The organism is Bifidobacterium sp. VU/mBH4 (B4) (genome assembly GCF_058199535.1).
Genome location: NZ_JBVPQJ010000006.1, coordinates 65,199 through 86,879 on the forward strand (window position 1 = coordinate 65,199; position 21,681 = coordinate 86,879).

Genomic DNA, 21,681 nt, shown 5'->3' on the forward strand with positions numbered 1-21,681 from the left:
GCTACCTCAACTCGAAGGTGGTGGCACCGATGCGTACGGGAACCTCCGCCGGTAGGATTGTCGGCGCCGTGATTTTCTGCCCCGAGACGACGGTGCCGTTGGTGGACCCCAGATCCTCAATGGCCCACCGGCCCGATGCAGGATCCTGGTAGACCCGCGCATGATGCCCTGAGACGAACTCGTCGTCCAGCACCAGGGTGTTCGAGGAGGAGCGTCCCAAGGTGATGGGCCGTCCAGACAGCGGCGTGGAGGAGCCGGCCAGAGGTCCGTCAATGACTACCAGCAAAGATGGGTCGTCGCTTGCAGGCTCTGTCTTGCTGACCGGGGCGATAGGCACGGATCTGGCGGCCGCCGGAAGCTTGCGCTGGGCTGCGCGCTCACTGCGTCGGCGGGTATGAGAGGTCTTGGGGCTGAAAGTCTCGATGTCTTTGCGGAGTGAACGGATGGCCAGCCAGACGAATACCCATAACAGAGCCAGGAATCCGTATTTGAGGATGGCGAATGTCAGTTCAGTCAGCATAATGATTCGACCTTACTTCAAGGTCTGGGCGACTTACGAATCCTGTTCCTGCGACGATGCCCAGTAGAGGATGCGGGTACGGCCGATGGTGATGGTATTGCCGTCCAGCAGGGTGGCTGCGGGAACCTGATGTCCCTCTACATAGGTGCCGTTGGTGGACCCCAGATCACGGGCTACCACGCCCTTGTCGGTGATCTCGATCTGCAGGTGTCGGCGGGAGATGCCTGCGTCGTCGATGACGATGTCGCAGGAGGATCCACGGCCGATGGTGGTAATAGGGGCGGTCAGCAGGTACTGGCGGCCGTTGATCTCCAGCACCGGGCAGTCCTTGGACTCCTCGGGTGTGGTGACGGGTGCCGCGTTGCCCTGGACCGACTCGGCAGACAGGTGGAAGTCGCCCTTGTTCAGGTTGAGGTCCTCCTCGAAAATGACCACGACCGGGCCGACGAAGGCATAGTGCTGGCTTTCGGCGTACTTGGTCAGGTTGTCTGCCAGCTCGTTGGCCAGAGCCTCCGAACCCCACTGCTCGATGCGGTCGAAGTCTGGGGTGGATAGTCTGAACCGATACTCGTTGGGCGCCACGGTGCGGTCGCGACCGACGGGCATGGCCTGTGAGTCTATCTCACGCTCGAGGGCGCTCGACAGGTCGACGGGCTGTAGGTCCTTGGAGCCGAACTTCGAGAAGACACCGTTAACGGCGCCTTCCACGCTCTTCTCGAAACGATCGAGAACGCTCATAGTCATCCCTTTCCATATAACCCTTTCATAGTACGTGACCCTGCCGGAAGGGGGTAATGGGCGGTCGGATGCTTGCAATTTCTTCAATGAACAGGTTCGAACGACCGCGACTGCCAGGCATGGATAAGGCCCCGTGGCCACAATGGACCAAGGGGCCTTTGAACTTCAATCATCATGGGTCAGGCCGAAGCCTGCAGGCTCACAGAGCCAGCTTGCGACGCAGACCCAGGGTGATGCCGGCAGCCAGGCAGAGGCCAGCGGCAATGGCCAGAGGAGCCACGGCGTCGGCGCCGGTCTGAGCCAGAGTGTTGTTGTTCTTGGCGTCCTTCTTAGCCGGATCCTTGGCGGGAGCCTTGTTGTCCTTGGCAGGCTGCTTGGTGTTGTTGTCAGCCGGAGCGGTCTGACCAGGCTTGTTAGGCTCGTTGGGAGTGGTCACCTTGGTGTACCTGGCCCTGAAAACAGTGTCTGCGGTGTAGGTGCCACCGGGGACGTAACGGGATCCGCCATTATCGCTAAACCAACCGTCGAAGGTGTAACCATCGAAGTTATGAACCTCGGGTTGTGTGTTTTCGTCTATATCCAGCTTGCCTTCACTATTAGTTTGGAACGGGTCCATATATGTATCTTGGATATTTTCCGGATTCACACTGATGAAAGTGACCGTGTAAGTGGGGATGGCGGCGGGGTCTAACACCACGAAGTGAGGATAGAGCTCGGCTTTGTCGGTGAAAACATGATTGGCGAAGTCGATCGGATGTTGATTTGGGTCTGTTGGATCCTCAACCCAGCCGTCAGGTTTCACATTCTGCTCGGTCAACTCACGGGACACTGTAGGCGTTGGGACATCTTCGAGTTTCAGCTTGCCGTCTGTGCCGGTAGTACGAGTAATCACGGTTCCAGCACCGGTGTCGTTAAACGTGATTGTGTAAGTAGCGGCCTTGGTCTGGACATTCTTGCTCTCGACAGCCTGGGCCACGGTAGGCAGCAACGCTAGGCCGCCTGCCAGGGTGGCGCCGGCAGCGAGTACTGCGCATGCGCGTTTGATACGAACCATGATATTCATTGGTTACCTCTATTTTCTCTATTGTCGGTTGCTCCCCAGATACATTCATGGGATGTCCTGCCTTGACACCCCGACCCCTGGGAAACAGGCATCATCAACCAGTCTTTGGCGACAACACGCTACTATTCTACCGCAGGGAATGGTCATCGGCCGGCCGAAGGCCGGGAATAGGCCATATTCGGCAATAAGAATTTCTCATGTAGAACGATTAACGTCTGCTGCGGGCTGGGCGGCGTATCGCAGTTGAGCTATTCGAATTCCCCTTTGGCGCCTGGGCGCTTATCATCGTGGCAGACGCATGATCATGGGGATCATGTCAGAGATATTCGAGGAGCGAGCATGGCCGAAGAGGTGGATCGGGCGATGGAGGCATATCCGCGGGCCAAGGCCCGGACCCTGCGGTTTACGTTGGGTGCGCCACGGTCGGCCCTGGCGGTGGGGGATGGCTCACGGGCCGTCTTTCTGCGCTCCGACGGACCTGAAGACCTGGTGACCGGGCTCTGGCTGTCCGTTTTTGACCAGGAAGGCCGCCACCATGAGGTGCTCCTGGCCGACCCCAGGGCCCTGCTGGATGATGCGGACCAGGAACAGGTGCCAGCCGCTGAGCAAGCTCGCAGGGAGCGCTCGCGGGAGGGCGGCGAGGGCATTGTCGATTACAGCGTGGACGCTGCCGGGGATCGGGTGGTCTTTGCCTTGGGCGGTCGGCTCTGGCTCTCACTGATTGCCCCTGATGGTCTCACCGCCTCCACGCGGGTCCTGAGTTTGGGAGACAGCGATTCGGCTGTGCTCAATCCTGCCATCAGTCCGGACGGCACTATGGTGGCCTATACCACTGGCGACCGGTTGATGGTGGTCACTATCGGGCAGGGTGCCGAGCAGGACCGTGAACGGGCTGTCCTGGCCCTGCGCCCCGGCACCGATGATCGGATGCGGCTGGGGCTGGCCGAGTTCGTGGCCGGTGAGGAGATGGACCGCTACCAGGGGTTCTGGTGGTCGCCGGATTCCCGGTCCCTGTTGGTCGAGCACACGGATTCCTCCGATGAGCCGATTTGGTACATCAGCGATCCGGCCAATCCCCAGGTCGGGCCGCGCGCTCGGCGGTATCCCCAGGCTCTGACCGCCAACGCCCGCGTCGGGCTGAGTCTGGTCCTCCTGGGCCAGGATGACGACGATCCCTGGGTGGGCGAGGTGGATTGGGACCATCAGGCCTTCGAGTACCTGGCCGTGGTCCGCTGGCAGGACGGGCATCGGCCCCTGCTGCTGGTTCAGAACCGTCGACAGACCGAGGACAGGATCCTGGATGTGCAGGTGCCGGATGCCCGCCAGGGCTTGGAGCCGGGGCAGAATATGACCCTGCTTGATCCCGAGGCGGCGCCCAAGGTGGCCACCAGGGTGCTGCAGAAGCATGGCAACGACCAGTGGATCGACCTGGTGCCGGGGCTGCCGGCCTACCAGCCCCAGGGCGGGCTGGTGGATGCCTTCATCGATACAGAAGCCGATACCACACGGCTGCGCCTGGACGGAAAGGTATTCTCTCCCGCTGGCTGCCAGATTCGACAGGTGCTGTCCGTGGAGGACCGCGATGTGCTGGCGGTGGTCTCTACTGACCCCCGCAGCTTCGACCTGATGCGCCTGGGCTATGACGGCTCCATTCATGTGCTCAACCGTCTGCCCGGAGTGTGGTCCGCCTCGCGAGCCGGCCATGGCATCGTGGTCAGCGGCCGGACCATGGCTTCGGCGCAGGGGCAGGTGCGTCACTGCTACCTGGGAGCTGATGGAGATTTGGACCGACTGGGTGCTGAAGGGTTGGGGCTGGTGGGCGAAGCCCGCCCCGACAGCAGCGCTAGGCAGACTGGTGAGTCTGTACGGCCGGAGCATCAGGATCGTCCTGATCGGCGGGCCGTGGATGCCGGTCATACCAATAGCCAAGGAGCCATGAGCGCCGTCTTGGCCGACACCAGCAGCGATCCAGGGTTCACTCCCAACGTGGACTTCGTGCGCATGGGCCAGCACGAGCTGTTCGCTGCCATCGTCAGACCGTCCGAATCCAGCCCCTACGCCAGCGCCGACAGCCTGCCCGTCCTGCTCAAGCCCTACGGCGGGCCGGGCGCCCAGCAGGTGGTCTTCAACCAGTCCTACTACTGGGAGTCCCAGTGGTGGGCGGATCAGGGCTTCCTGGTCCTGACCGCCGACGGCCGGGGTACGCCGGGTCGTGGGCCTGCCTGGGATCGAGCCATTTTCGAGGACATGGCCCAGGTGACTCTGGATGATCAACTTGAGGCTCTGGCGGCTCTGCCGGACTTCGCTCCCGAGGCCGACCTGGGGCATGTGGCCATGATCGGATGGTCCTATGGCGGCTTCCTGTCAGCCCTCTCGGTTCTGCGGGCTCCCGACCGTATCCATGCGGCCTGTGCTGGCGCCCCGCCCACGGACTGGACTCTTTACGACACCCATTACACCGAGCGTTATCTGGGTCTGGACCCGGCCGTCTACCGCCGCAATGGGATCATTGATGACGCCCCCTCGCTGCGCCGCCCGCTGATGCTGATCCACGGGTTTGCGGATGACAACGTCTCCGTGGCCAACACCCTGAGGCTCTCCGGCGCTCTGATGGCGGCTGGCCGTCCCCATACGGTCCTGCCGCTGACCGGCATCACCCATATGACCAATGACGAGACTGTTGCCGAGAACCTGCTTATTCTGCAGCGGGACTTCCTACGGGAGGCTCTCAAGAACAAGACGGACTGACAAAAGGCTGCTTGGGCTGACGCTCTGCTGGCGGTTGCTTCCGCTAGATTGGGGTTGTGCATACCCAACGAAAGCCTGACCAGACACCAGGGCCCGAACGCGGATTCCAGCTTCCCCGCAGCTGGGGCCTGGCGGTCTCGGTGCTCTGCCTGGGCCTGCTGGTCGGACTTTCCTCGGGCCTGCTGGCAAGATTCTTCGAGCTGACCCAGGTCGGTCTGTTGGGCTTCGCCGAGACTCCAGGGACTCCCACGGCTGAGGCGGTGCCGCCGATCAGGAGGCTGGCCTCGGTGACAGTTGCCGGTCTGGTGGCTGGTCTGGTCTGGGCCTGGCTGCGGACGAGGACCAGGCTGGTTCCCTCGGTCGGCCAGGCTGTCAAGGGCGCGCCCATGCCCCCGGGGCGGACCGTGGTTCATGTGCTCACCCAGATCTTCTTTGTGGCTGCTGGCGGCTCCATCGGCAGGGAGGTGGCTCCGCGCGAGGCCGGGGCCCTTCTGGGCGGTCTCTGGACCAGGATGGGCCGGCGGCTTGGGCTGCGTGATCAGGACGGTCCGCTGCTGGTGGCCTCCGCAGCAGGAGCCGGATTCGCCGGCATTTATATCGCACCGCTGACTGGGGCCTTCTTCGGCATCGAGGTGCTGCTGCGGCGGGTGGATGCCGAAGTGGTGACGGTCAATCTGGCCATGTCGGCCCTGGCTACTCTGGTCGGAGGCTCCATCAAGGGGTTTGCTCCTTACTATAAGGTCGGCTCCGCGCCCTTCCGGCCCTGGCTCATGGCGGTGGTTCTGCTGATCGGACCGGTCATGGGTCTGCTGGGGGCTGGATTCCGGCGGATGACCTCCTGGGCAGAGGCCCATAGAACCACTGGCCCTGCAGCCATCTGGCAACTGACGGGGGTAGCGCTGTTGACCGGTCTGGTCGCCCTGGCCGTTCCCCAGGTCTTGGGCAACGGCCGGGCTCTGGCTCAGATGGGCATGGACCAGCGGCTGTCTGCGGGGTTCTCCGGACTCCAACTGGCTCAGCCGCTCGCCTTGCTGGCCCTCTTCGCACTGGCCAAGGCTCTGCTGACCACAGCCACCATCCGTGCCGGAGCCTTTGGCGGTACTCTGACGCCGTCCATAGCCCTGGGGTCCGCCATGGGCGCTGTTCTGGGCCTCTTGCTGGCCTGCCTTATGCCCGGTCTGCCGGTCTGGCAGTGTGCCGTGATCGGCGCCGCCTCCCTGCTGGCCGCCTCCCAGCAGGCCCCGCTCATGGCCATGGCCATGCTGATGGAGGTCTGCCATCTGCCGGTCATGGCCTTCATGCCCATGGGCCTGGCTGTGGCCCTGTCGACGGCGGTCTCCCGTCTGTTCGTGGCCAAGGCATAAACCGTCGTCGGTAGCCCGTGTCGCCCAAGGGATCCGTCCTTACTCATATACGATGAAACCACCATTGGTCGCATGCCTGCCCTTCCGCCTCCAGCATTGAGCGGGCATCGAGCGGGCATTCACGATCAGCTGACCGGCCTGGGCCAGTAAGGAAGGGTGGCTATACTCGGGCCGGACGTAGGTCCCGGGAGGATGCAGCCGATCCGAGTGGAGCAGGCCAATGCCGTGATACCCCGGACAGACAAGAAGGAGGTGCCTGGCGGTGAAGACCGTGTTGGCCATCTTCAGGCGAGATCTCTGGCGGATACTGCGCAACCCCGTGGCCCTGGTCGTGACCATCGGCGTGGCCGTGCTGCCCTCCCTCTATGCCTGGTTCAACATCATGGCCCTCTGGGACCCATACAGCAATGCCAAGAACCTCCCCGTGGCCGTCGTCAGCATGGACCGAGGGGCGCAATCCGCGCAAACCGGCAGGATCAATGCCGGCAGATCAGTCATCCAGGAGCTGCGCGCCAACAAAAGCCTGGGTTGGAAGTTCATGGACGACGACCAGAGAGCCATCGACGAGGTTCACTCGGGCCAGTGCTACGCGGCCATCATCATTCCTGAACGGTTCAGTGCCGACCTGGTCGGCATCGTCGAGGGGACCGGGAACAGGCCTGCCCTGAACTATTACGTCAACGAGAAGAAGAACGCCATCGCTCCCAAGGTGACCGACACTGGCGCCTCCACCATCGACCAGGAGATCAACACGGTCTTCGTCTCGGCCGTCAGCGATGCCCTGGCCGGGAAGGTCCTGCAGACAGCCGGCGACGCCAAGGGCGCGGCTGAGCAAAGCCGTAGCCAGGTGGTGGGCGACCTGGGGGACATTATCGATCAGCTGGAGCGGACGGACGGCCAGCTTGACCGGATTGGTTCCACCATGGGCCAGGCCCGGCAGACCGTGGCCGGTTCCAGAAGCGACATCAAGGACCTGCAGAGCCAGATATCGGCCACCCAGGCCACCCTGAGCAAGGCCCAGGACCAGATGACCAGGACCCGTGACGACAGTCTTCGTTTTTCATCTGCACTGAATCAGGCCCTGGCGGACGGGTCAGTTCGGCTGTCCAGCGCGGTCACTGATGTGAATACAGTTGCAGGCGGGATAACGGCCGACCTGAACGCCACCCAGGACAAGGTGGACCGGGTCAACTCCGGCCTGGGCCAGCTGGTCGAAGCCAACGGAAAGACCGTGGACCGGCTCCAGTCGGGTCTTAACCAGTCCGGGTTGCATCCCGGTGATCCGGCCTACGAGAGCATTCAACGGCAGATCGACGACCTGAAAAAGACCAACCAGCAGCAAAAGGCCTCCCTGGATGCCTTCAAGAAGAACTCCTCGACGGCCCTGGACTCGGGCAAGCAGGCCGCATCGGACCTGAGCTCGGCCATGACCGACACCGGCGACACAGGCATCAAGGCCCTGACCGCGGCCAGCCAGAGCCTGACGGGGACCTCCATGCCCAACCTTCTTACCGGGTTGGACAACCTCAATGCCTCCAACGGCTCCCTTCAGGGCGCCCTGAGCAGCCTGGCCACCACAGCCGCCCAGACTGATGCCCTGCTGGATCAGCTGGATTCCACCATTGGTCAGGCCCAGTCGACCCTGTCCACCACCAGGGCCTCCCTGGCCTCGGTCAGGTCCGATCTGGAGGGGGTTCGCACCGATGTGGCGGCGCTGGGGTCCTCGGCCGCCTGGAACCGGATGTCCCAGACCCTGGGGTTGAGCCCCGAATCCTTCGGAAAGGCCATGGCCTCTCCGGTCAAGCTGGATTCCCACACGGTCTATCCGGTCAGCAACTACGGGTCGTCCGTGGCGCCCTTCTACACCAATCTGGCCCTCTGGGTGGGCGGGTTCATCCTGATCGCCATCTACAAGCTGGAGGTCGACAAGGAGGGCATCCGCAAGTGCACCGCCACCCAGGCCTACCTGGGCCGCTGGCTTCTGCTGGTCTTCGTCGGCTTCTTCCAGGCGCTGATCGCTACAGTGGGCGACCTGATGCTGGGCATCCAGTGCCAGCAGCCGGCCCTGTTTGTCCTGGCCGGGGTCTTTGCCTCCTTCGTCTACATCAACATCATCTATGCCCTGGCCGCCTCCTTCAGGCACATCGGCAAGGCCCTGGCTGTGGTCCTGGTCATTCTGCAGATACCCGGCTCCTCGGGCATGTACCCCATTGAGATGATGCCCGACTTCTTCCGCAATCTGAACCCCTGGCTGCCCTTCACCTACGGGATCAACGCCATGCGCGAGACCATCGGCGGCATGTACGGCAACCACTACTGGCAGGACATGCTCCACATCTTCTGGTACCTGCCTGCGGCCCTCCTGATCGGACTGGTGGTGCGGCGATACCTGCTCAACCTGAATGCCCTCTTCGACCGGCGGCTCGGCGCCACCGACCTGATGCTGACCGAACAGAACCATTCGGCCGACCGTCGCCTGAGCCTGGGCAGTCTGGCCCGCTCCATCCTGGGCGAGGGCGACTACCGCGCCGTCGTAAGGCGGCGGGCGCATCGCTTCCTGGCCCTCTATCCAACGCTGATCCGGGCTGGTCTGGCCCTGGTGCTGCTGCCGGTCCTCTTCCTCATCCTGCTGTTCAGCACCGAGGCCAAGATCGTCATGCTGATCGCCTGCATCGCCTCCATCGTCCTGATCGACGCCTACCTGATCATCGTCGAGTACATCTGCGACAGCTATGTACAGCAGCTGGGCCTGACCGAGCGTCCCGGCATGGACTTCCATACCCTGATCCGCCCGCGTCGGCAGGGCCCCTCGGCCATGACCAGGCTGACCACGGCCGTGCGTGAATCAGTTTTGAACCGCGATGAGGAGGGCGCTCACGAGGATGGTGATCGCCGATGAGGAACATCTGGAGGATCCTGCGCAAGGACTTGGCCGACGCCACCAGCAACGTCATCGCCATCATCGTCCTGATGGGCCTGATCATCGTCCCGGCCCTCTATGCCTGGTTCAACATCGCCGCCAGCTGGGACCCCTATAAGAACACCAAGGCCATCAAGGTGGCCGTGGCCAACACCGACAAGGGGTACAAGTCCGACCTGATCCCGGTCAGGATCAACGTGGGGGAGACGGTCACCAGCACCTTGCGGGCCAACGACCAACTGGACTGGAGGTTCGTCAACCGCGACCAGGCCCTGGAGGGGGTGCGTTCAGGCGAGTACTATGCCGCCATCGTCATCCCCAAGGATTTCAGCGCGGACATGATGACCCTCTTTTCGCAGGATGTGAAGCACGCCAACCTCGAGTACTACCTGAACGAGAAGAAGAACGCCATCGCCCCCCATGTCACCGAGCAGGGGGCCGACACCGTGGCCACGACCATCGACAAGACCTTCGTCAAAACCGTGGGCCAGGTGGGGATTGACCTGGCCAGCCAGGTCTTCACCTACTCCCAGAGCCCCCAGGTCCAGGATTATCTGACCAGGACGACCGGCCACATCGATCAGATGTCACAGCGGCTGACCACTGCCTCCAGCCAGGTGAATGCCTATGCGGGCCTTCTGGACTCCTCCGGACAGATGATCGACTCCACCGGCAGGATTCTGGGCCGATCCGACTCCGCCATGGCCGATGCCAGAAAGGCCCTGAACCAGGGAACCAAGGGGTCCAAGGATCTGGGCAAGTCCCTCTCCGGGTCGGCGCAGGCGGTCGACGCTGCCCTTGACCAGGCATCGGGTGCCTATGACACCATCGGCTCCAAGATCGACGACGCTTTTGACAAGGTAGGTCAGCAGAGCGATGCCGTCAGCAGCCAGCTGAACGATCTAAGCGAACGGATCAGAGACTCGGCGGCCGACTACGACCGGATGATCGCCAGCCTGGAGGATCTGCGCGCCACGGTGGAATCCGACGCCAATCTGACAGCAGACCAGCGCCAGGCCCTGCTGACCGCCATCGATCAGGCCCAGGCCGGAATGCGCGCGGCACAGGCAACCCAGCGCGACCTGGCGGACCGGATCAGCCAGGCCTCCCAGACAGCCAAGGAGGGCAAGGACAAGCTGGGTGGTCAGCGGCAGGATCTGAAGAACAGGATCGCCCAGGCCCGCGCCTCGGTGGATCAGGTCCGCGCCCAGTACCGCGATGATTTGAAGCCCCGCCTGGACGACCTGGCTTCCTCCATGGACACCGTGGTCACCTCGACCGACCGGCTGCTGACGGGGCTGGATGGAACCGTCAAAGGCGCCTCTGGGCTAACGGGCCCTATGACCAAGGACATCAGCCAGGCCAAGGACCAGCTGGGTGAGATCTCCCAGCGTCTGGACCAGGCCTCCAAGCGGCTGACTGGCCTGGGGGAACACCTGACCCAGGCTTCGCAGGGCAAGGATACCCAGGAGGTCAAATCCCTGCTGAGCGGGGATTCCGAAACCCTGGCTGCGCTGCTGTCCTCGCCTGTCGGCATCCATCGGCATGCGGTCTTCCCGGTCATGAACTACGGGTCGGCCATGACCCCCTTCTACACCATCCTCTCCATCTGGGTGGGCGCCACCATTCTGGCAGCCATGATGAAGGTGGCTCTGTCCGACAAGAAGAAGGCCTTCGTCCTGCACTTGGACTCCCTGCAGGATGCCTGGAAGAGGGCCGATGACCTGGATGAGGATACCGAGGACAGCCGCTCCTGGGGGGCCTTCCGCCCCGAGTCGCCAGGCAACGCCCGCCGCTTTGGCCTTCAGCTCTACCAGGAGTACTTCGGCAGATTCGCGGTCTTCGCCCTGATGGCCATTCTCCAGGGTTGCCTGATCGCCCTGGGCGACCTCTTCTACCTGAAGGTCCAGTGCGTGCATCCGCTGATGTTCGTGCTGGTGGCGGTCTTCGCCTCCTTCGTCTTCATGAATCTGATCTACACCCTGGTCGTCTCCTTCGGGGACATCGGCAAGGCCATCGCTGTCATCCTCCTGGTCATGCAGGTGGCTGGCTCGGGCGGCACCTTCCCCATGGAAACCCTGCCCGGCTTCTTCCAGGGGGTCTATCCCTTCCTGCCCTTCGTCCACGCCATCGGTGCCATGCAGTCGGCCGTTGCCGGAGCCTACGGCATGGAGTTCTGGCGGGAGATGGCCACCCTGGCTCTCTTCCTGGTGCCTTCGTTGCTGCTGGGGCTGGTCCTGCGCAAGCCCGTCATCCGCTTCAATGACTGGATCGTCAGAAACCTGGAGAGCACCCGGCTCATGTAGGGCCGAGTCCAACAGCAGGTGGTATAGGGTGAGAGCATGAGCGTCCAACTGGTTGAGGAGCGCCACTACGACCAGATCATGAAGGATCGCGTCCTTCCTGACCTGGCATCCTGCCGCAGTGAGGGATGGATGATCTCCCATGACGGCGGCGAGGACGGGGGAACCTTGCTGGACAAGGCCCATCTCAGCGGCGTCGACCCCTCCCGGCTTCTGCATTATGTCTGCTATGACAGGACGCTGTTTCGCCAGAGCGCGGTGGAGTCAGGGTCGGCTCGCGTGCGCGGGGCCGTAATCATTTCCTTCGGTTTTTCGGAATTCGCCGACAAGTATCAGGAGATGGCCTGGTACTTCCTGATGCAGGGGTACTCCGTCTGCATTCCCGAGCACTGGGGACACGGTTTCTCCGGCCGTGGCGTGAGTGATCCCAGCTTGGTATGGGTGGATCATTGGCAGCGGTATGTGGCGGATCTGGCCGCCTTTTGCTCCCAGGTGGGCCAGCAATATGCTCAGGACAAGCCCATGGTGCTCTATGCCCACTCCATGGGCGGCGGCGTGGCTGCGCGGATGCTGGAAACCTTCCCCTCCCTTATTGACAAGGCGGTCCTGTCATCACCCATGATTGCTCCGAGGACCGGGTTCATGCCCTCGGTGGCCTGGACGGCAACAAACGCCGCCTGCATGATGGGCCGCTCGCGCAGCATGGCTCCAGGGTTCGGCCCCTTCCGCCCCGAACTGGACATGGGCAAGTACCCCAATGGCAGCCAGGCTCGGGTGGCTTGGACCCATAAGTTACGGGCCAAGGAACTGCACTACCAGACCAGCGCAGCCACCTTCGGCTGGGTCAGGGAGAGCCTGGAGATGAGCCGGGCCATACTGCGTCCCGATCGGTGCAATCGGGTGGAGACCCCTCTGTTGCTTTTTCAGGCGCAACCCGACCGGTTCGTGCTGCCGATGCCCCAGAACCGTTTTGTCGACCAGGTCCAGCAGGGCGGCTGCCAGGCCACGCTGGTGCGCATCCCGGGCAGCATGCACGAGCTCTACCAGATGCCTGACAAGGTTCTGGGGCCCTACTTGGAGCGCATCTTCGACTTTTTCGACCAGCCCTGGCAGCTCGCTGACGACCGCTGATCAGACGTTGAGCAGATCGGCCAGTAGGAAGTCACCGCCCTGTTTTTTTGCCGAGGCTAATTCCCTGTACAGCTCTAAAGCTCTGACCAGCGCATCCGCATCATCCCAGTATTGATTCAGAAAAGGATATTTCTTGATGTTGCGGAAGTCGTGGTCGTCCTTGCCCAGCACTTCCTTGCAGAAGAGACTGGGCTTCAGTTTGCTGTTCTTTGCGCCGCGATGGTGTGACTTCCAACTGTTGTACTCGTCCAGCTTGCCCTCGCGGTAGACGATCAGCATCTCGATCTCGGGATGCGTGGTGACGTTGATGGTCCGGGCATGTTCAGCGTAAGGCTGGCGCAGCAAGGTGCGGTGGCCCAGCTGGTCCTGTATGCAGAGGATGGTCACATTTCGTCCGTAGTCCTGGGTCAGGAAGTCACGAGCCAGGCTCTCGCCGCTTCTGTCGCGGGTTGACCAGGCATCGTCGTTGTAGGGGTCGGTGATAATGCGATTCCAATCGATGAAGGTCAGGTGCTTGGTGACCAGTTTGTCGACAATGACCTGCTCGGCTACGCCTTCGCATGAAAAGAGAACTGCATCGTCTCCGATGGCCCTTGCAAGCTTCTCCCGCCTGCTATGCATGATGTTCTTGCCCTGCTACCTGGTCGGCTACGTATTGGCGCATGGTCTTGAGCTCGGCTGCTTTGGGAGCGGTGCCTCCGATATAGTTGGACAGGAAAACCTCGCTGTGCTTGAGCTCCCCGCGCCTGACTGCCTCCGAGTAATTGATCGCTTGGATGCCCTTGCGCTCGTCCTCGCCGCGTCTGAGGAAGTAAATATTGTCCTTGCGCTGGATCAGGTCGAGCAGTTCCGCGTAGTGGGTCGTGAACACCAAGGTAGCGCCGTGAGGGTTGCTGGTCGTAGACATGAAGAGGTTGATGATCATGCGCACCAGCTCCTTGTTGATGCTGTTCTCGATTTCGTCGATCAGCAGATAGCCGCCGGTGCGCAGGACCCGGATGGCTGCTTTGACGATTCGGGATCCGCGGACTGTGCCCAGGGAAAGCAGTCCGGCCGTGTCCATGTTGGACATGACCACTTCTTGAGAGGTGCCGGCAAATCGCAGATGGGCGCGGTGTTCCTGGTCGATATGGAAGTAGTCGATGCTGTCATCGAAGACGTGCAGCACGGGATCGGCGATGGTGCCGACCGGAACGATAGGGAAGTAGGTTTCTGGTCCGATGCGGGCGATGACCTGAGTCAGACCCGTCTTGGTTTTTGGCAGAACGATGCTCGAGTGAGGCGAAAGGTAGTCGAAGGCCTCCTGGGTCAGGTAGGCATCGGTGGATGCATCGCCTGAGGATTGGGCTGCCGGACGCCGGACCTTGATCAGCTTCGAGCGTTGTTGGAAAGCGTTTGTATTGCGAAGCACGGACTTGGGCAGGGGTTTGCTTGGATAGTGCCAAAGTTGTTCCTGAGAAAACTGATAAGTGCTATCTGCTAGCGGGTCCGTACTTTCATCGGCGTTGTCGTTCCGGACCGCGTCCAGCTGTGATTTGAGCAGATAGAACTGCTGATTGGACTCGAATATCAGGGAAATCTGCAGGCTGGGCCCGAAGGCGCTGAGGGATCTGACGGAGGACAGCATGGGGCTGGCATCCTTGCTCAGGATGCTGACGGCCAGAGCCAGGGCGTTGAGCGCCGTGGTTTTGCCGGACGCGTTGATGCCTGTGAGGCACAGCACGTTCTGTGCGTAAATGTGGCTGGTCGGATTGTTCTCCAGATAAGTCAGACCGTTGCCAGGGGCTTTCGAGCGGACCTGGTCCCGGGCGTAAAGATCCAGGGCCAGGGTCTGGTTTTCAAAGGGTTCAAGGCCCTCGACGACCATTCTGAGCAGACGCATGATAATCACCGATATTCCTGTAGACATAAAAAGTGTCTACAGGAATATGATACGCCCGCAATCCTACTTGTTGAGCACCTTCTGAGGATCGGCGTCGAAGGTATCGACGCAGTTCTGCGAGCAGAAGTAGTAGGTCTTGCCCTGGTAGTCGCGCTTGGCTGCGGCTGTGTTGGGGTCGATGGTCATGCCGCAGACTGGGTCGGTGACCTTGTCCGTCGCTGCCTGGTCCTGCTGCATGTCGTCATGATGATGGAAGAGTCCCATCTCATTTCCTTTCTCTTGGTTGTGTTCTTGATGGGTGGAAATACTGAGGTCCCTGGTCAGGGCATCCATGTCGATTGGCTTGGCCTCCTTGATCGGCCTGGCCTTCAGGGGCGTGTGGCGCAGCCTGTTGGCGTTGAGCACCACTGATAAAGATGAGAAGGCCATGGCTGCGCCGGCGATCATGGGGTTGAGCAGGAGGCCGATGAAGGGGTAGAGCACGCCGGCGGCGATGGGGATGCCCAGACCGTTGTACCCGAAGGCAAACCAAAGGTTCTGGTGAATGTTGCGCATGGTCGCAGCAGAGAGGTCAATGGCCTTGACGGCCGCGTTCAGGTCGCCCGAGACCAGGGTCACGTCGGCGGACTCGATGGCCACGTCCGTTCCAGTGCCGATGGCCATGCCCAGGTCGGCCTGGGCCAGGGCCGGGGCGTCGTTGATGCCGTCGCCGATCATGGCCACCTTGTGTCCCTGGGCCTGAAGGGCCTTGACGATGCTCGCCTTGTCTTCAGGGTGGATCTGTGCCACCACTCGGGTCACGCCCACCTGGCTGCCGACCTGCTCGGCGGTGCCTTGGTTGTCGCCGGTCAGCATGATGGTCTGGATGTTACGCTCGTTCATGTCGTGGATGGCCTGCTTGGACCCGGACTTGACCTGGTCGGTCACGGCCAGGACACCGGCAAGCTTGCCGTCGATGGCTACGAAGATGGTCGTGCGGCCCTGATCCTCCCAGCTGCGGGCGGTGTCGAAGAGGGATTGCGTGCCAGACAGGTCCGCCGTTTCGTTCTCAAGTTCGATTTCCTTGCCCTGGAGCAGCCTGCGGTTGCCGACTAGGACATGCGGGGTGCCTCCGCCTGATTCGAAGGAGCCGGAGGGGAAGGTCGCATCGATGCCTGCGCCAGTGACCGAATCGAAGTCCTTGGCTGGGACCAGTTCCAGGTCGCGGTCCTTGGCGGCCTGGACGATGGCCTGGGCCAGGGGGTGCTCGGAATTGCTCTCGGCGCTCGCGGCCGCTCTTATTAGCAGGTTCTCATCAAGCCCTTGCACGCTCAGGGCATCAGCCAGTTCAGGTCGGCCCTGGGTGATGGTGCCGGTCTTGTCAAGGACGATGGTGTCGACGTCATGCGCTCCCTGCAGGGCCTCCGCCGATCGGTAGAGCACGCCTGCACGGGCGCCGCGTCCGGTGCCGATCGTTACGGACAGGGGAGTGGCCAGGCCGAGGGCGCAGGGGCAGGCGATGACCAGTACGGAGACCGCCGCTACGATTCCGAATACGCCGCGAGGCATGGGGCCGAACATCCACCAGGCTACGAAGGTCCAGAGCGCCACCAGGATGACCCCAGGGATGAAGATTGACGATATGCGGTCAGCAAGTTTCTGAATGGGTGCCTTGGAGGTCTGGGCCGTCTTGACCAGCCGGATGATCTGAGCCAGAACCGTGTCCTGCCCTACCTGGGTGGCCCTGTAGCGCAGGGAGCCCGTGCCGTTGACGGTGGCTCCGACCAGGGAATCGCCCTCCTGCTTGAGGACAGGCATGGGCTCGCCGGTCACCATGGATTCGTCCACTGAGGATGATCCGGAAATGACCTGGCCGTCCACCGGCAGCTTCTCGCCCGGATGGACCTGGATTACGTCTCCGACGGCCACATCGTCGACGGCGATCTCCTGGGTGGTCTCCCTGCCGTCCTGGCCGGTCCTCACCACGGTGGCGGTCTTGGGCCTGAGTCCGACAAGGGCGCGGATGGCATCGCCGGTGCCGCGCCGGGCCCGTGCCTCCAGGATCTGGCCGAGGATCATCAGGGTGATGATGGTGCCCACGGCCTCGTAGTAGGGTTCACGGCTTCCCTCGGGCAGGAGCTGCGGGGCCACGGTAACCACCAGTGAGTAGAGGAAGGCCGTGGCAGTGCCTAGGGCAACCAAGGAATTCATCTCCGGAGCCCGGTGTGCCAGAGCCAGCCACCCGGTGCGGTGGATGGGCCAGCCCGAGTAGAACATGACCGGCAGGATCAGGACCAGCTGGACCCAGGGGTTCATCAGGATGTGGGGCATGGGCAGGAACATGCCGAACATGGCTGGGATGAAGACCGGAAGCGTGAAGACCAGGGCCACGATGAAGCGCTTGGTCAGGTCGCGGATTTCTGCCGTGCGCTCCTGATCCGCCTCGTCCTGGTCGTTGCCGCCGTTGGTCTGGGCAGGCTTGGCGGTTTCGGTGGGTTCGGTTTGTGGGCGCTCGCTTTGTGACTGGTCGCCCTGCTCGTGTTCGGATTGAGTCCCGGCGCTGCCGGTCGTCGGTCCATCGGTGGCCCGGAGCATCCCGTGGAGCATGTTCATCCCGCAGGCGAAGGGATAGTCGCCGGCCTTGGGCGGGGTCAGCTGGACGGTCGAGGTCTGGAAGGCAGGCAGGGTCTTGTCGATGTTGAAGTCGTTGAAGACCACGTGCGAGGAGCACTCCCCGCTCTCCTGGCGGTCGAAGACCAACTTGACCGGCCGCCCGGCCTGAACCTGGATCAGCTGAGGGCTGTATCCCCCTTTGACTGTGATGTGGACGGTCTGGACACCGCCCTCATCCTTGGCCTGGGTGGCCTTTTTGGGCGCGAAGAAGTACCAGATGATGCCTGCCGTGATGGCCAGGGCCGCGATAAGGACCAGGATGCTGCTCATGTGGCTCACTATACCCCCCAGGGGTATACTGATAGTGAATTTCGAGATGGGTTTCATGGATTCGGGTCAGTCTTGGCTGCGTCATGAAGGCCATGGGATGAATGCGAATGGAGTGAATCGTGCCCGGATATGCCAACGATAAAAAGCGGACCATTACCAGACTCCGGCGTGTCGAGGGCCAGGTCAGGGCCATCGAGCAGATGGTCGAATCGGACACCTACTGCATCGACATCCTCACCCAGATCGCCGCCTCGACCAGCGCCCTGAAGTCGGTGGCCCTGACCCTGCTGGACGACCACATGAACCACTGCGTTCGCGAAGCTGCCGAAAAGGGAGGCGAAGAGGCCGACGAAAAGATGCAGGAGGCCTCCGATGCCATCGCCCGCCTGGTCCGCTCCTAGCAACCTCTGTCCGACAGGCCCAATCGGACTGGGGATTCTGGTGGGCGTGCCGGGAATATCGAATAGGCTGAACAGCCTCGGCTGCCATCGGACCAATAAAAAATGTCTTCGACCGACATCAGTCAGCCGAAGACATTTCCATTGCTTCGTGCGAACGGAGGGAGTTGAACCCTCACGAGCATCAGCTCACTGCCACCTGAAGACAGCGCGTCTACCATTCCGCCACGTTCGCAGACAACTGGAAAGGTTAGCACGGTTGCCTGCGCGGCGCAATAATGGCGTGTTGGTTCAGCCCTTGGATCCGTGGGCGTAGAACCTGGCCAGCGTCTCCTTTTTGTATTCGTCAAAGTAGCCGCCATCGATGGACTGGCGGATCTCGTCCAGCAGCCTCACGAAGAAGCGTTCGTTGTGGATAGTGGCCAGCGTGTAGCCGTTGAGCTCATGGGCGCGCAGCAGATGGTCGATGTAGGCCCGGGAGTAGTGGGTGCAGGTGTAGCAGTCGCAGTCCTCTTCGATGGGTCTGAAATCAGCCTTGAACTGGGCGCGCTTGATGTTCCAGCGGCCGTCACGGGTGAAGACTGCTCCGTTGCGGCCGCAACGGGCCGGGGATACGCAGTCGAAGGTGTCCCCGCCGTTCTCCACGCCTGCGAAAATGTCGTCCACAGCGGCGATGCCCAGCACGTGCCTGGGCCGGGATTCGGGCATTTCGTCACAGATCCAGGCGCAGGTCTGTCCCAGCAGCCGTTTCTCTATGGCGCCTCCGATACCCACGCCGTCGAAGTCCAGGGAGGCGATCTGCCTGGCGGCGCGCCGGCGCAGATCCTCGTAGTTGGCCCCCTGCACCACGCCGAACAGGGCCTGGTAGGGCTTGCCGGTCCGCGCTTGGGTCAGCCTGTGGTGCTCGTCCACACAGCGCTTCGCCCAACGGAAGGTGCGCTCCACTGATTGCTCCTGGTAGGTGCGGGTGTTCATCAGGGTGGTCAGCTCGTCAAAGGAGAACATGATGTCGGCGCCGATGCGGTGCTGGATGCTCATGGAGATCTCGGCCGAGAAGCGGTGCCGGTCGCCGTTGAGCGGGGACTTGAAGGTGACCCCGTCCTCATCCACGAAGGCCAGGCGCTCCTTGCCTTCGGCGATCACCTGGTCCGACTTCATGCCGGTCACGTCCATGGCCAGGGTCTTCTTGAATCCCGCCCCCAGCGAGAGCACCTGGAAGCCGCCCGAGTCGGTGTAGGTGGGGCCATCCCAGTTCATGAACCGGGCCAGGCCGCCTGCTTGGTCCAGAATGTCGGGGCCGGGGCGTTCGAACAGGTGGAAGGCGTTGGCCAGCAGGACCTGGGCGCCCAGCTGCCGCATCTGCTCGGGCAGGACAGCCTTCATGGCCGCCTGGGTGGCGACGGGGATGAATGCGGGGGTGTGGATGTCTCCGTGGGGAGTGTGGATGATGCCGGTGCGGCCGTAGCGGCGGCCATCGCGTCCCAGGCCTTCGGGGCTGTCAGGCAGACGGTTCAGGGTCTCGAATGAGAATGCGGTGCGGTCGCCGGGTCGGCCCGGCGTGGCTCCCAGCGGGTTGGTGATCAGGCTCATGGCTCCACTGTATCCAAGACATCCAACCGTCCCGTTGCTGCCCTGCGTACAGTCGATATGACTTTCATGCAATGTCCAGACAACATTCAGCATTGCGGCTCTAGACTTGGAAGCAATGCATGCGACGACCCGCTTCGCCTGTCAGCCGGAAACAGCAAAAAGCGCGGGCGACGGGGTAGATTGACAAGCGTGACCGAATAGCAGGCAGCGGCATCGATCCGAAGGAGCAGAAATGGCTGAAGAGCACAAGGCCGACCCTTGGAGGGGCGGCGATGACGGTCAGTCCTGGCAGCCAAGCCACATCGAGCGCGGGGCCGCCGAGCAAGAGCAGGCGACGGGAGCTTCCACAGACCAGACCGACTCTGCTCAAGTCCCAGCGACAGAAGAAGGGGACCAGCAGACTCAGGCCTGGGATCAGAGGCCCACGACCCCTATTGCCATGCCTGGTGTCGATGCACAGTCCGCGACTACGGAAAACGGGTCGAATGGCGATAGCAACGTCGGGGCTTCAGCCTCCGCCTCCAACGGCTCGACCACAGGGCAGGATGCGCCGACGCAGCAGCAGTCTTACTACTGGCCTGCGCCCGAGTATGGTGCCTACGCACCCGCAGGCTCGCGTCCGCCTGCCAACGACCAGGGTCAGCAGCAGCCCAATAACCAGGGGTATGGCTCCGGTCCTCAGCAGGGCTTCTTCGGACAGTACGGACAGCCAGGCCAGTTCGGGCAGAACGGCCAGCCCCGTCAGAATGCCGGCCAGGCCTCCGGCCAGGGTCCCTTCCCGCCTTTCGGTTCCGGCGGCCCCAACGGCCGGCCCGGTCCAGCCAACCACGCCGGCAGCAGCTTGAGCGGCACGGGCAAGTACGTCTTCACCGCTGTGGTGGCCGCACTAGTGGCCGCTGCCCTCATGCTGGGACTGGGTTGGGCGGCACTGTCCAACGGATGGATCACCCTGCCCTCGTCCTCCTCGCTGAACGGAGTCTCCTCCAACTCCTCGGGCCAGGGCACGGCCAAGGTCCAGGGCGGGCAGGCTCCCGACTGGCAGGCCATCAGCAAGCAGGTCTCTGAGTCTGTGGTCTCTATTCAGGTGCAGACCAAGAGCGGCGTGGGGGCAGGATCGGGCGCGGTCTTCGACACCCAGGGCCATGTGGTCACCAACAACCACGTGGTCGATGGCGCCCAGGAGATCCACGTCACCCTCTCCAACGGGCAGATGTACACGGCCAAGGTGGTCGGCACCGACACTACAGCCGATCTGGCCATCCTCAGCCTGGATCAGGCGCCTTCCGACCTGAAGCCCGTGAAATTCGCCGACTCCGAAAAGCTGGCTGTGGGCGAGAATGTCATGGCCATCGGCAACCCACTGGGTTACGAGAACACGGCCACCACCGGCATCGTCTCGGCTCTGAACCGCCCGGTCTCGGTCATGGACGAAAGCAACAACAACCCCATTGTGACCAACGCTGTCCAGCTGGATGCGGCCATCAACCCCGGCAACTCGGGCGGCCCCACCTTCAACGCGGCCGGCGAGGTCATCGGGATCAACTCCTCCATCGCCTCCATGGCCTCCTCCAAGTCTGAGGCGGGATCCATCGGCATCGGGTTCGCCATCCCCTCCAACCTGGTCAAGCGGATCGCTGATGAGATCATCAAGGACGGCAAGGCCAAGCACGTCTCCCTGGGCGTCACCATCCAGAGCAGCACGGCCCAGGCCGATGGGGTCACCCGAGGCGGTGCCAAGGTCACCAAGGTGGTCTCCGGCTCCCCGGCCGACAAGGCGGGCATCAAGACTGGCGACACCATCGTGGCCTTCAACGGCCATGCGGTCAACAACAACTTCTCCCTGCTGGGCTTTGTCCGGGCTGCCGCTTTCGGTGACTCGGTCAAGATCACCGTGGTCAGGGACGGTAAGACCTCCGAAGTGAACGCCACTCTGGACCGCGAGGAGCAGACCGTTCAGGGCAAGCCCAGGACCAATAGGAGGAACTCGGACGGCAGCGGTCAGGACGGTGACTCCGACCAGGGCGGTTCGGGCGACGACGATTCCATGGATCCCTTCCGCTTCTTCTTCGGGCAGTGATCCGGGGCTGACCCCTAGGGGCCGC

14 protein-coding genes and 1 tRNA gene are annotated in these 21,681 nt (G+C 62.5%); 7 read left to right on the forward strand and 8 right to left on the reverse strand.

The features are described 5' to 3' along the window. Nucleotide 1: 1 nt before the first annotated feature. The 3 genes from AC0AII_RS07575 to AC0AII_RS07585 form a co-directional block, all read right to left on the reverse strand. Nucleotides 2-517 (reverse strand): FHA domain-containing protein FhaB/FipA, encoded by a 516-nt coding sequence (locus tag AC0AII_RS07575; RefSeq protein WP_372338672.1) that lies wholly within the window; start codon nt 515-517, stop codon nt 2-4. Nucleotides 518-553: 36 nt separating this feature from the next. After that, the gene (locus AC0AII_RS07580; protein ID WP_015021121.1) at nt 554-1,258 is read right to left on the reverse strand and encodes an FHA domain-containing protein; all 705 of its coding nucleotides are present in this window, start codon (nt 1,256-1,258) and stop codon (nt 554-556) included. A 199-nt stretch (nt 1,259-1,457) separates the two neighbouring features. Then, nucleotides 1,458-2,321: an LPXTG cell wall anchor domain-containing protein gene (locus AC0AII_RS07585; protein WP_490446691.1), complete on the reverse strand. Its 864-nt coding sequence runs from the start codon at nt 2,319-2,321 to the stop codon at nt 1,458-1,460. Nucleotides 2,322-2,660: 339 nt separating this feature from the next. On the opposite strand from AC0AII_RS07585, the gene AC0AII_RS07590 reads away from it, so the two are divergent. The 5 genes from AC0AII_RS07590 (at nt 2,661) to AC0AII_RS07610 (ending at nt 12,787) form a co-directional block, all read left to right on the forward strand. Next, the gene (locus AC0AII_RS07590) at nt 2,661-5,069 is read left to right on the forward strand and encodes a S9 family peptidase (protein WP_490446692.1); all 2,409 of its coding nucleotides are present in this window, start codon (nt 2,661-2,663) and stop codon (nt 5,067-5,069) included. A 56-nt stretch (nt 5,070-5,125) separates the two neighbouring features. Continuing rightward, nucleotides 5,126-6,433: a chloride channel protein gene (locus AC0AII_RS07595; RefSeq protein ID WP_490446693.1), complete on the forward strand. Its 1,308-nt coding sequence runs from the start codon at nt 5,126-5,128 to the stop codon at nt 6,431-6,433. A gap of 262 nt (nt 6,434-6,695) precedes the next feature. Continuing rightward, complete coding sequence (locus AC0AII_RS07600) at nt 6,696-9,332, forward strand: YhgE/Pip family protein (RefSeq protein WP_490446694.1); 2,637 nt, start codon at nt 6,696-6,698, stop codon at nt 9,330-9,332. Beyond that, entirely contained in the window at nt 9,329-11,659 is a 2,331-nt protein-coding gene (locus tag AC0AII_RS07605) for a YhgE/Pip family protein (protein ID WP_490446695.1), read from the forward strand. The genes AC0AII_RS07600 and AC0AII_RS07605 overlap by 4 nt, the downstream gene beginning before the upstream one ends. 36 nt (nt 11,660-11,695) lie before the next feature. Next, nucleotides 11,696-12,787, forward strand: a complete 1,092-nt coding sequence (locus tag AC0AII_RS07610) for an alpha/beta fold hydrolase (protein ID WP_490446696.1) — start codon at nt 11,696-11,698, stop codon at nt 12,785-12,787. Here the strand turns inward: AC0AII_RS07610 and AC0AII_RS07615 are convergent, their stop codons facing one another. From AC0AII_RS07615 to AC0AII_RS07625, 3 genes are all read right to left on the reverse strand, one after another. Further along, the gene (locus AC0AII_RS07615; RefSeq protein WP_490446697.1) at nt 12,788-13,408 is read right to left on the reverse strand and encodes a hypothetical protein; all 621 of its coding nucleotides are present in this window, start codon (nt 13,406-13,408) and stop codon (nt 12,788-12,790) included. Beyond that, entirely contained in the window at nt 13,401-14,669 is a 1,269-nt protein-coding gene (locus tag AC0AII_RS07620) for an AAA family ATPase (RefSeq protein WP_490446698.1), read from the reverse strand. Before AC0AII_RS07620 ends, AC0AII_RS07615 begins: the two co-directional genes overlap by 8 nt. 63 nt (nt 14,670-14,732) lie before the next feature. Continuing rightward, nucleotides 14,733-17,591, reverse strand: a complete 2,859-nt coding sequence (locus tag AC0AII_RS07625) for a heavy metal translocating P-type ATPase (protein WP_490446699.1) — start codon at nt 17,589-17,591, stop codon at nt 14,733-14,735. A gap of 119 nt (nt 17,592-17,710) precedes the next feature. On the opposite strand from AC0AII_RS07625, the gene AC0AII_RS07630 reads away from it, so the two are divergent. Further along, nucleotides 17,711-17,992 (forward strand): metal-sensitive transcriptional regulator, encoded by a 282-nt coding sequence (locus tag AC0AII_RS07630; RefSeq protein WP_045934848.1) that lies wholly within the window; start codon nt 17,711-17,713, stop codon nt 17,990-17,992. 149 nt (nt 17,993-18,141) lie between these two features. Here AC0AII_RS07630 and AC0AII_RS07635 read toward each other — a convergent pair. Continuing rightward, nucleotides 18,142-18,224, reverse strand: a tRNA-Leu gene (locus AC0AII_RS07635). Between the two features lie 56 nt (nt 18,225-18,280). Then, the gene (tgt, locus tag AC0AII_RS07640; RefSeq protein ID WP_490446700.1) at nt 18,281-19,579 is read right to left on the reverse strand and encodes a tRNA guanosine(34) transglycosylase Tgt; all 1,299 of its coding nucleotides are present in this window, start codon (nt 19,577-19,579) and stop codon (nt 18,281-18,283) included. A gap of 232 nt (nt 19,580-19,811) precedes the next feature. Between tgt and AC0AII_RS07645 the strand changes: the two genes are divergently transcribed. After that, nucleotides 19,812-21,656: a S1C family serine protease gene (locus AC0AII_RS07645; RefSeq protein ID WP_490446701.1), complete on the forward strand. Its 1,845-nt coding sequence runs from the start codon at nt 19,812-19,814 to the stop codon at nt 21,654-21,656. Nucleotides 21,657-21,681 lie beyond the last annotated feature (25 nt).

Excerpts from the sequence above, each read along its gene's own strand:
- AC0AII_RS07590 (WP_490446692.1), top strand. The coding sequence starts at position 2,661 with ATGGCCGAAGAGGTGGATCGGGCGATGGAGGCATATCCGCGGGCCAAG.
- AC0AII_RS07625 (WP_490446699.1), bottom strand. The coding sequence starts at position 17,591 with ATGAGCAGCATCCTGGTCCTTATCGCGGCCCTGGCCATCACGGCAGGC.
- AC0AII_RS07645 (WP_490446701.1), top strand. The coding sequence starts at position 19,812 with ATGGCTGAAGAGCACAAGGCCGACCCTTGGAGGGGCGGCGATGACGGT.
- AC0AII_RS07620 (WP_490446698.1), bottom strand. The coding sequence starts at position 14,669 with ATGCGTCTGCTCAGAATGGTCGTCGAGGGCCTTGAACCCTTTGAAAAC.
- AC0AII_RS07615 (WP_490446697.1), bottom strand. The coding sequence starts at position 13,408 with ATGCATAGCAGGCGGGAGAAGCTTGCAAGGGCCATCGGAGACGATGCA.
- AC0AII_RS07605 (WP_490446695.1), top strand. The coding sequence starts at position 9,329 with ATGAGGAACATCTGGAGGATCCTGCGCAAGGACTTGGCCGACGCCACC.
- AC0AII_RS07610 (WP_490446696.1), top strand. The coding sequence starts at position 11,696 with ATGAGCGTCCAACTGGTTGAGGAGCGCCACTACGACCAGATCATGAAG.
- tgt (WP_490446700.1), bottom strand. The coding sequence starts at position 19,579 with ATGAGCCTGATCACCAACCCGCTGGGAGCCACGCCGGGCCGACCCGGC.
- AC0AII_RS07585 (WP_490446691.1), bottom strand. The coding sequence starts at position 2,321 with ATGAATATCATGGTTCGTATCAAACGCGCATGCGCAGTACTCGCTGCC.
- AC0AII_RS07580 (WP_015021121.1), bottom strand. The coding sequence starts at position 1,258 with ATGAGCGTTCTCGATCGTTTCGAGAAGAGCGTGGAAGGCGCCGTTAAC.